Here is a 10091-nt window from a genome sequence, read left to right as displayed (position 1 = left end):
GCCGAGCGGGGCGGCAAGAAGTCGCTGGACATCGCCGGGCTGCTGAAGATCCGCGGCAGCGAGGTCCAGCAGCGCTACACCGAGCTGATGATGCTGGCCGGCGGTCCCTACAGCCTGCCGTTCATCCACGAGGCGATGGACGCCGGCTGGCAGGGCGACCAGGCGCTCGGCGGCCTGTGGCCGGGCGGAGCGGCGCACTGCGCACCGCTGACCGCGACCTATTTCAACTACCGCAAGACGACGATCTACGGCGGCAGCAACGAAGTGCAGCGCAACATCGTCGCGCAGACGCTGTTCGGTTGAATCCGGCCATCGCCGATCAGGAGACAGACATGGATTTCGATTTCAGCGACGACCAGGAACAGCTGCGCGATGCCGTGCGGCGGTGGGTGGACAAGGGCCACGGCTTCGAGCAGCACCGCGCCATCGTGAAGGCAGGAGGCGACAGCCGCGAGGTGTGGCAGGCGCTGGCCGATCTGGGGCTGACCGGGCTGGCGGTGCCGGAGGCGCATGGCGGCATGGGCTGGGGCGCGGTCGAGGCAATGGTGGTGATGGAGGAACTCGGCCGCGGGCTGGTGCTTGCGCCCTACGCGGCCGCCGCGCTGGTGGCACCGACGCTGCTGTCGGCGGCACCCGAGCCCGTGCAGGCCGCGTGGCTGCCGAAGATGGCGTCGGGCGAGGCGCGGGTCGTGCTGGCCCACCAGGAACGCGCAGCGCGCTACCGCCTGGACAAGGCGGACACCACCGCCACCCGGACCAGTGGCGGCTGGCAGCTCAACGGCACGAAGAGCCTCGTGCCGGTCGGTGACACCGCCGAGGCCTACGTCGTCAGCGCCCGCGCGGGGGACACGCTGGGCCTGTGGCTGGTGGAGCGTGCTGCGGCGGGCGTCACCACCCGGGGCTACCTGACGCAGGACGGTGGTCGTGCCGCCGAGGTGCAGTTCCACGCCACAGCAGCGACACTGCTCACCGACACCGATGCGCTGGCCGTGCTCGAACACGCGGCCGATGTCGGCACCGCGGCGCTGTGTGCGGAAGCGGTCGGTGCCATGGACTTCCTGGTCCGGCTCACCGCCGACTACATGAACACGCGCAAGCAGTTCGGCGTGGCCATCGCCAGCTTCCAGGCGCTGCGCCACCGGCTGGCGGACTGCAAGATGCAGCTCGAACTCGGCCGCTCGATGAGCTATCTGGCCACGCTGCGGCTGGGCGATGCGCCGGACGTGCGCCGGCGGGCCATCGCGCAGGCCAAGGTGCAGCTCGGCCAGTCGATGCGCTTCGTCGGGCAGCAGTGCGTGCAACTGCACGGCGGCATCGGCGTGACGGACGAATACGTCGGCAGCCACTACTTCAAGCGGCTGACCTGCATGGAGCTGCAGTGGGGCGACACCCTCCACCACCTCGGCGAGGTCAGTGCCCGGATGCAGGACACGGCGGGCGTGTTCGCCTGACCCGCTGCGGGCGAGAGGCCGCCCGTCCTACACTGGCGGCCTCATGTCGAAGAAATCCTCCAAGAAATCCGCCGCCACCCGCGACATCACGCTGTCGCACGCGCTGTTCACCCAGGGCTTCGGCACGCGCCGCGACTGCGACGGTCTCGTGCTGAACGGGCTGGTGTCCATCGCCGGCCGTGTCGCCGACGATCCCGATGCACTGGTCTCGCCCGAGGGGCTGGTGCTGACCGTCGAGGGCCGCGACTGGCCGTGGCGCGAATTTGCACTGGTGCTGCTGAACAAGCCGACCGGCTACGAATGCTCGCAGAAGCCCAAGCACTGGCCGAGCGTGATGACGCTCCTGCCCACGCCACTCCGGTGGCGCAGCGGCGGCGACGTGCAGCCTGTCGGCCGGCTCGACCAGGACACCACCGGCGTGCTGCTGCTGACCGACGACGGCGCGCTGATCCACAAGCTGACGCACCCGAAGAAGCACGTCGACAAGGTCTACGAGATCACCTGCGCCCGCCCGGTCACGCCCGAGCAGGTGGCGCAGCTGCGCGCGGGGGTGGTGCTCAACGACGATCCGGTGCCGGTGCGCTCGGAAGAATGCGAGGCAACCGGCGAGTTCACGCTGCGCATGATGCTGACCGAGGGCAAGTACCACCAGGTCAAGCGCATGGTCGCCGCCGTGGGCAACCATGTCGAGTCGCTGCACCGCCGCTCGTTCGGCCGCATCACGATCCCCGACGCACTGGCGCCGGGGCAGTGGTGCTGGATCGACCCGCAGGACATCTGAGCGACGCCATGCGAGTCTTCCGTGGCATCCACCACCCTGATCTGGCGCCCGCCTGCGCCCTGACGATCGGCAATTTCGACGGCGTGCACCGCGGCCACCAGGCCATGCTCGCGCTGCTCATCAACGAGGCGCGCCACCGCGGCCTGCCGAGCTGCGTGATGACCTTCGAGCCGCACCCGCGCGACTTCTTCGCGATGAAGGCCGGCACGCCCGAGAAGGCACCGGCGCGCATCGCCACGCTGCGCGACAAGCTGCAGGAACTGGAGCGCTGCGGCGTCGACCAGGTCGTGCTGATGCGCTTCGATGCGCAGTTCGCCAGCCAGTCGCCGCAGGCGTTCATCGACGAGGTGCTGGCGCGCGGACTGCACGCGCGCTACGTGCTCGTGGGCGACGACTTCTGCTTCGGCGCCAGGCGGGCCGGAGACTACGCGATGCTGGACGCCGCGGGTGGTGTCGCCGGCTTCGACGTCGCACGGATGCTGAGCTACGAGGTGCATGGCCTGCGCGTGTCCAGCTCCGCTGTGCGCGACGCGCTGGCCTGCGGCGACATGGAACACGCCGCCGAGCTGCTCGGCCGCCCCTACAGCGTCAGCGGCCATGTGACGCACGGGCGCAAGCTCGGACGCGGGCTGGGTGCCTCCACCGAAGGGGGTGACGACGGTTTCCGCACGCTCAACCTGCGCTTCCCGTTCAGTCGCTCGGCGGCGGCGGGGATCTACGTCGTGCGCGTCCACGGGCTGACCGGGCAGGCGATCGACGGCGTGGCCAGCCTGGGCGTGCGACCGACCATCGAGGACGCCGGCCGCATCCTGCTGGAGACGCACTGCCTCGACTGGCCGGCCGAACTGGGGCGCGAAGGGGGCTACGGTAAACTCGTGCGCGTGGAACTACTGCACAAACTGCGAGACGAGGCCCGCTACGACGGCCTCGACGCCCTCACCGCCGCGATCCGCCAGGACGTGGTGAACGCGCGTGCGTGGTTCGACACCCACGCCGCCGACCGTCGCCAGACCACGCGCGACCGAATTTGAACGCCGCGTTCGCCGGCGTTCACCCTGCTCCTCACGTCCTTCTTTTTCAGGAACGCGCCCTGCCCGGCGCGTCGTGGCCATGACCGATTCGACCTCCCCCGCGTCCCCCACCGACTACCGCGCGACGCTCAACCTCGCCGACACGCCCTTCCCCATGCGCGGCGACCTGCCCAAGCGCGAAGCGGGCTGGGTGAAGGACTGGAACGAGGGCGGCCTGTACCAGCGCCTGCGCGTCGCCCGCCAGGGCCGGCCGCTGTTCGTGCTGCACGACGGCCCACCCTACGCCAACGGCAAGCTCCACATCGGCCACGCACTGAACAAGGTGCTCAAGGACATGATCGTCAAGTCGCGCCAGCTCGGCGGCTTCGACGCGCAGTACATCCCCGGCTGGGACTGCCACGGCCTGCCGATCGAGAACGCGATCGAGAAGCTGCACGGCCGCAAGCTCTCTCGCGACGACATGCAGGCCAAGAGCCGTGCCTTCGCCACCGAGCAGATCAACCAGCAGCGCGAGGACTTCAAGCGCCTGGGCGTGCTCGGCGACTGGGAGCGGCCGTACCGGACGATGGACTTCGCGAATGAAGCGGGCGAGCTGCGGGCGTTCAAGCGGGTGATCGAGCGGGGCTTCGTCTACCGCGGGCTGAAGCCGGTGTACTGGTGCTTCGACTGCGGCTCGTCGCTGGCCGAGTTCGAGATCGAGTACGCGGACAAGAAGAGCGACACGCTGGACGTGGCGTTCGAGGCGAATGACGCTGCCGCGCTGGCTGCCGCGTTCGGCCTCGCCGCGCTGCCCGAGGCCAAGAAGGCGTTCGCGGTGATCTGGACCACGACCGCGTGGACCATCCCCGCCAACCAGGCGCTGAACGCACATCCGGAACTCGTCTACGCGCTGGTGGACACGCCGCGCGGCGTGCTGATGCTGGCCGAGTCGCTGGTGGAGAAGTGCCTGGAACGCTACCAGCTCGACGGCACGGTCATCGCCACGACGCTGGGCGAGAACCTGCGCGGCCTGAACTTCCGCCACCCGCTGCACGACGTGGACGCCGGCTACCAGCGCCTGTCGCCGCTCTACCTCGCCGACTACGTGACGGCCGGCGACGGCACCGGCATCGTCCACTCGGCGCCGGCCTACGGCGTGGACGACTTCAACTCCTGCATCGCCAACGGCCTGAAGTACGACGAGATCCTCAACCCCGTGCAGGGCAACGGCCAGTACGCCGAGGATCTGCCGCTGTTCGGCAGCCTGAACATCTGGAAGGCGTGCCCCGTCATCATCGACACGCTGCGCCAGCACGGGCGCCTGATGGCCACGCAGCCGATCACGCACAGCTACCCGCACTGCTGGCGCCACAAGACGCCGGTGATCTACCGCGCCGCGGCGCAGTGGTTCGTGCGCATGGACGAGGGCGACGGCGTGTTCACCAAGGACAAGGCGCCGAAGACGCTGCGCCAGCTCGCGCTCGACGCCATCGACCAGACCCAGTTCTACCCCGAGAACGGCCGCACCCGCCTGCGCGACATGATCGCCAACCGGCCGGACTGGTGCATCTCGCGGCAGCGGTCGTGGGGCGTGCCGGTGCCGTTCTTCCTGCACAAGGACTCGGGCGAGCTGCACCCGCGCACGATGGAGATCGTCGATCAGGCGGCGGACATCGTGGAGCGTGGCGGCATCGAGGCGTGGAGCCGCGTGACGGTGGAGGAGATCCTCGGCCTGGAGGACGCACCGCACTACACCAAGAGCACCGACATCCTGGAAGTCTGGTTCGACTCCGGCTCGACCTTCCAGCACGTCCTGCGCGGCAGCCACGCACACGCCTACCCCGGCCCGTGTTTCCACGGCGAAGGCCCGGAAGCGGATCTGTATCTGGAAGGCCATGACCAGCACCGCGGCTGGTTCCATTCGTCGCTGCTGCTGGGCTGCGCGCTGTACGACCGGGCGCCGTACCGCGGCCTGCTGACCCACGGCTTCGCCACGGACGGCAAGGGCCTGAAGATGAGCAAGAGCCTGGGCAACACGGTCGAGCCGCAGACGGTGAGCAACAAGCTCGGCGCCGAGATCGTGCGGCTGTGGGTGGCCTCGACCGACTACTCGGGCGACCTGAACATCGACGACAAGATCCTGGCCCGCGTGGTCGATGCGTACCGCCGTATCCGCAACACGGTGCGCTTCCTGCTGGCCAACACGAGCGATTTCGACCCGGCGACGGACCTGGTGGCGGATGCGGATCTGCTGGAAATCGACCGCTACGCGCTGGCCCGCGCCGCGCAGTTGCAGGCGGAAATCCTGGCGCACTATCAGGTCTACGAATTTCACCCGGTGGTGTCCAAGCTGCAGGTCTACTGCTCGGAAGACCTGGGCGCGTTCTACCTCGACGTGCTCAAGGACCGGCTCTACACGACCGCGCCGAAGTCACTGGCCCGCCGTTCGGCGCAGACCGCGCTGTGGCGCATCACGAACGCGATGCTGCGCTGGATGGCGCCGTTCCTGAGCTTCACGGCCGAAGAGGCCTGGGGCCATTTCGCGGGCGACGCGTCAAAAGGATCGATCTTCTTCGAGACCTACGCCGACCTGGGCACGGCGGACGAGGCGCTGCTGGCGAAGTGGGCGCAGGTGCGGGCGGTGCGCGAGGCGGTGAACAAGGAGATCGAGCACGTGCGCAGCGGAGGCACGGTCGGTTCGTCGCTGCAGGCGACCGTTGCGATCACCGCCCCGCAGGCGGAGTTCGACCTGCTGGCGTCGCTGGGCGATGACCTGAAGTTCGTGCTGATCACCTCGGCGGCGAGCCTGGCGGTCGGCGACGCGCTGCAGATCACCGTGACGCCGAGTGCGGCGGTGAAATGCGAGCGGTGCTGGCACTACTGCGACGATGTGGGGGTCAATCCGGCCCATCCGACGATCTGCGGGCGGTGCGACAGCAATCTGCATGGACATGGAGAGCCGCGCACGGTGGCTTGAACTGCGCGCGGAGACCGGCAGGACCGCCGGAAGAATCAGCCCGAAGTTCTCGGTTGGCGGGCCAGGTAGCCACGCACCGACTGCGCCTGCGGTCCGACCTGCTGGACCGCTCGGCGCAGTTCGGTCATGTCCACATCGAAGACACGGCACCAGTACGCGATGTCGGCGCTGCTCAGCATGTTGATGCTCGCCGGACGATCGGCGCTGGAGCGGGGCAGTTCGGTTTCCATGAGAAAACTCCTTTCAACGTCCACCTTGAACGGCGGTTAGACCGTTTCGGCCAGGGGCAAGTTCCCGCCTGGACCTGTGCCGACGCTGAAGGCGTGTCGGCATTGCGTCACCAGTGCCGCTCGATCAAGCCGATCCGTCGCCCGATGCGGCTGACCAGCAGGTGGTATTTCAAGGATAGTCCTGTCAGGGGTGCCTTGGCCGGATTCGGCGGTGGAGGCTGAGTCCGTGCAGCCTCGAAGGCTACCCGCGAGCGACGCATCAGCAGGGCCGATTTGTAAGGCAGATGCACCACCTTCGCACCGCTGAAACCGGCCTGTACCAGCCGCTTCATCGCCTTTTCATTGCGGACATCCGGTTCGCACACGATGCGGCACACCGTAGCATCCCGAAAGATCCAAGCGCAGACTGCCTGCAGCGCGTAGTAAGCCACTGCGGGCCGGGGACGGTCTGCAGGACCGATCATGAAATGGAATCCACGGTCCCCCGGCTGCACGGGATAGTGCCGGCTCAGCACATCCGCCTTCACGTCATACGACTCGAACATGAACAGCCGCTCGCCGGTGGACGCCAGGATGCCGAAGACCACGTCGCAGGTGCCGCTGGCCTCGATCCCGGCGAACTTCTCGCGGATCTCTTCGACCGTCTTTCCCTGCAGGCCCCAGAAGCGGGCGTAGTCGCGGCTGAACCAGTCATGCAGCAGCGGCACATCCTCGTCGAGCACCATCTTGCGCAACACGACAGCGCCACTGGGACCGAACGGAACTTCAAGTGGCGTGGAGGGCGCGCTCATGCTGGCACACCAACCGGTGCGCCATGCAGATTCGGTCGGGTTTCCAGCAACGCCAGCAAGGGCAGCAAGGACGGGCCGCAGGCGCGGGTGCGCAGCTCGTCCAGCGTGATCGTCGTCGACTGGTAGCGCTGCAGGGCGTGGTGGGTGGCATCCAGCTCCTGCTTGCAGAACGGAAACACCAGCTCCGTGGCCAGCCGCAAGCGGCGTGCGGCCGACACCCGTGCATCACCGCCGACCTGGTCGATCAGGTAGCCGCCGTGGCCCGAATTCACCAGACTGGCGTTCACCAGCGCCGTGCGCACCTCGGGAAAATCCAGCTCATCCAGCAGCGCCAGCGCCACCTGGATGAAATTGCCCATCACCGTGCGGTCGTCATACCCCTCGCCGGGCACGTGGTAGCACTTTTCCAGGCAGTCCGACACCAGCACCTGCTCGGCCGCGTTCAGCACACCGTCGCGAGATTGGAGGCTCCACAACGACTGCGCGCAAAGATATTGCGTCAGGCGAACCAGCAATTCCAGGCGGGACGTGGCGTAGACGTAGGCATAAAACTCGTCCCAGTCGCCGATGCTGTTCAGCGCACGCAGGGCATCCGCCGAATCCAGCGGCTTCTCGAAGGTGCCGTTCATCGTCACGTCCAGGAAGTCGAGGATCAGCTTCTTGCTCCCCGCACAGCCCTTGCCGCCGGCGGAGATCAGCGTGCCGGAACCATCGGCCATCTCGTAGAGTTCAGCGGCCGTCAGCGGGCCGTCGTGCAGCACGGCCAGATCGCCCCGCTCCATGAACGTGCGCACGATCATGAACGGCCCGACACCCAGCGTGAAAAATGCGGTCTCGAGCGCCGGCAGCGACGTGATCGGGTTGCTGCGCTTGCGTGCCAGATAAGCGGGGTAGGCCGCGCCAAGCTTCGAGAAGACATAGCCCTGGCGCAGCGTCAGCCGTGGGCCGGACAGGCCGCGACGGCGAATGTAGTCATTGCGCAGCAGGGTGGTGAATTGCAGCGCATCGGTCCAGACCGCCATCACCTGGCGCAGGGCGGTCACATTGATCGGCAGGCCGTTGCGCGATCCCTCGAACTTGCAGATCTTGTGCTCGGTCTCGATCACTTCCTTGTAGATGTCCGGGCCGGTGTTGTTTTCACCGATCTGGCGACCGTCATGCGAGTGGAAGGTGCAGATGCCATTCCAGACGTCATGGTCGAATTCCATGTTCGGCCGCTGGTACGGCGGAGGCTTCAGCACGGAATACATCCGCACCGCCATCCGGTTGAAGCGCTTGGAATAGAACAGTTTTTTCGCCAGGGCCGACATCGAGTGCAATCTGCTGTTTGTTGATTTTCTGGTCGATCCGGTGTCCGCGATGACACGCAGACAGGATCCACCCCCACTGCCCCGGCGCGGTCATCACCGTCCGGGCTTTCTTCTGCACTTTGCCGACCCTTCAAGCTCTTGGGCAAGCCAGTGCAGGTCAACAATTGGACATCAATCACCAAAATTGGCAAAATTTCACGGATTATTTTTTCAGTTTTTTGCATATTTGGCTATTAAGGTCGCCGCATCTGGCGCCCTGAATCCGTGCGCTGTCGACGACCCGTCAGCCGGACACGGACATGCCCGTCTGCTTTCGCGTTTACAGTGCCGCCCTGATCTCCCCAGACCTCCCTCAGCTCTCTCAGGTGGCCGCCGATGCGTTCCAAGTCCCGTTCATCCCTGTCCCGCTCTTCCTCGGCGTCGCTGACGCCCTGGTTGGCGCTGGCGCTGCTGGTCATCGCCGCGGACCAAGCCACGAAATGGCTGATCCTCCAGCGCTTCCAGCTCGGGGACGGCCACATGGTCACCAGCTTCTTCAATCTGATGCGGGTCCACAACACTGGCGCGGCGTTCTCGTTTCTCGCACAGGCGGCGGGCTGGCAGCGCTGGTTCTTCATCGGCCTCGGCGCTGCGGCCTCCACCATGTTTCTCTGGATGCTCAAGAACCACGCCCAGCAGCGGCTGTTCAGCTTCAGCGTGGCCATGCTGCTCGGCGGCGCGATCGGCAACGTGGCGGACCGCGCCTGGCATGGCTACGTGGTCGACTTCCTGCAATTCCACTGGAACTGGCTGGCCCCGCTGTTTCCGGGCGGCTATTTCCCGTCCTTCAACCTCGCCGACTGCGCCATCACGGCGGGGGCGATCGGCCTGATCCTCGACGAATTGTTGCGGGTGCGCCGCAGTTGATCGACGTGGGCCTCCGGTTCGGGTGATCCCCGGATGGCGGGCAGGCCTGGCGGCTCCTATCGTGGGGATCCGAACCAGGAGCGCCTTCCGACCATGAGCCCGATCCATCCCACTGCGGACGACACCCCCGACGCGCGCCCTGACGACACCGCCCCCGCCACCCGCGACGCCCCACCCATCCGTCTGCGCAGGATCCGCTTCGGCGACCCGCTGCACTGGCTGGCGCGCGGTCTGAACGATTACCTCGCCCACCCCGCCATCAGCCTGTTCTACGGCGTGTGCTTCATGGCGATGGGCTGGACGCTGATGAAGATCTACGAAAACGCCCCGGCCTACACGCTGGCCATGTCGGCCGGCTTCCTGCTGATGGGGCCATTTCTCTGCATGGGTCTCTACCAGATGTCGATGCGGCTGGAACGCGGCCTCGTGCCCGATTTCGGCGACTCACTGACCGCCTGGGACGAGCACATCGGCCAGATGGCCATCTTCGGCTTCGTGCTGCTGGTGCTGGAGATGCTGTGGGGACGCGCCACGCTGGTGGTCTTCGCGGTCAGCTTCGACGGCATGCCCGATCTGAAGGGCTCGCTGCTGGCACTGCTCGACCCGGAGAACATCGGCTTCATCGTCGCCTACCT

The 10091-nt window shown here is 66.9% G+C and carries 10 protein-coding genes; 7 read left to right on the top strand and 3 right to left on the bottom strand.

Annotated features, from left to right (window positions below; genetic code table 11):
• The 5 genes from AB3X43_RS07395 to ileS all read left to right on the top strand — a co-directional run.
• Positions 1 to 303: acyl-CoA dehydrogenase family protein (locus tag AB3X43_RS07395; RefSeq protein WP_369429216.1), on the top strand; the 303-nt coding region annotated here is incomplete at its 5' end.
• 29 nt (positions 304 to 332) lie between these two features.
• Positions 333 to 1451: an acyl-CoA dehydrogenase family protein gene (locus AB3X43_RS07390; RefSeq protein ID WP_369429215.1), complete on the top strand. Its 1119-nt coding sequence runs from the start codon at positions 333 to 335 to the stop codon at positions 1449 to 1451.
• A gap of 43 nt (positions 1452 to 1494) precedes the next feature.
• Positions 1495 to 2232 (top strand): pseudouridine synthase, encoded by a 738-nt coding sequence (locus AB3X43_RS07385; protein ID WP_369429214.1) that lies wholly within the window; start codon positions 1495 to 1497, stop codon positions 2230 to 2232.
• Positions 2233 to 2240: 8 nt separating this feature from the next.
• A complete protein-coding gene (locus AB3X43_RS07380; protein ID WP_369429213.1) occupies positions 2241 to 3263 on the top strand; it encodes a bifunctional riboflavin kinase/FAD synthetase in 1023 nt (340 codons plus the stop codon).
• Between the two features lie 79 nt (positions 3264 to 3342).
• Complete coding sequence (gene ileS, locus AB3X43_RS07375; RefSeq protein ID WP_369429212.1) at positions 3343 to 6219, top strand: isoleucine--tRNA ligase; 2877 nt, start codon at positions 3343 to 3345, stop codon at positions 6217 to 6219.
• A 35-nt stretch (positions 6220 to 6254) separates the two neighbouring features.
• On the opposite strand, the gene AB3X43_RS07370 is transcribed toward ileS, so the two are convergent.
• From AB3X43_RS07370 to AB3X43_RS07360, 3 genes are all read right to left on the bottom strand, one after another.
• The gene (locus AB3X43_RS07370) at positions 6255 to 6449 is read right to left on the bottom strand and encodes a DUF3606 domain-containing protein (protein ID WP_369429211.1); all 195 of its coding nucleotides are present in this window, start codon (positions 6447 to 6449) and stop codon (positions 6255 to 6257) included.
• A gap of 107 nt (positions 6450 to 6556) precedes the next feature.
• Complete coding sequence (locus tag AB3X43_RS07365; protein WP_369429210.1) at positions 6557 to 7240, bottom strand: GNAT family N-acetyltransferase; 684 nt, start codon at positions 7238 to 7240, stop codon at positions 6557 to 6559.
• Entirely contained in the window at positions 7237 to 8481 is a 1245-nt protein-coding gene (locus tag AB3X43_RS07360) for a hypothetical protein (protein ID WP_369429209.1), read from the bottom strand. Before AB3X43_RS07360 ends, AB3X43_RS07365 begins: the two co-directional genes overlap by 4 nt.
• A gap of 444 nt (positions 8482 to 8925) precedes the next feature.
• On the opposite strand from AB3X43_RS07360, the gene lspA reads away from it, so the two are divergent.
• Together lspA and AB3X43_RS07350 are read left to right on the top strand one after the other, a co-directional pair.
• Positions 8926 to 9456, top strand: a complete 531-nt coding sequence (gene lspA / locus AB3X43_RS07355) for a signal peptidase II (protein ID WP_369429208.1) — start codon at positions 8926 to 8928, stop codon at positions 9454 to 9456.
• Between the two features lie 93 nt (positions 9457 to 9549).
• On the top strand, positions 9550 to 10091 hold a 542-nt coding region (locus tag AB3X43_RS07350), incomplete at its 3' end, for a DUF2189 domain-containing protein (RefSeq protein ID WP_369429207.1).

Origin of the sequence: Sphaerotilus sp. (assembly GCF_041083715.1) — a bacterium.
Classification (GTDB): Bacteria; Pseudomonadota; Gammaproteobacteria; order Burkholderiales; family Burkholderiaceae_C; genus Sphaerotilus.
This window is presented reverse-complemented; position numbering and strand designations above follow the sequence as displayed.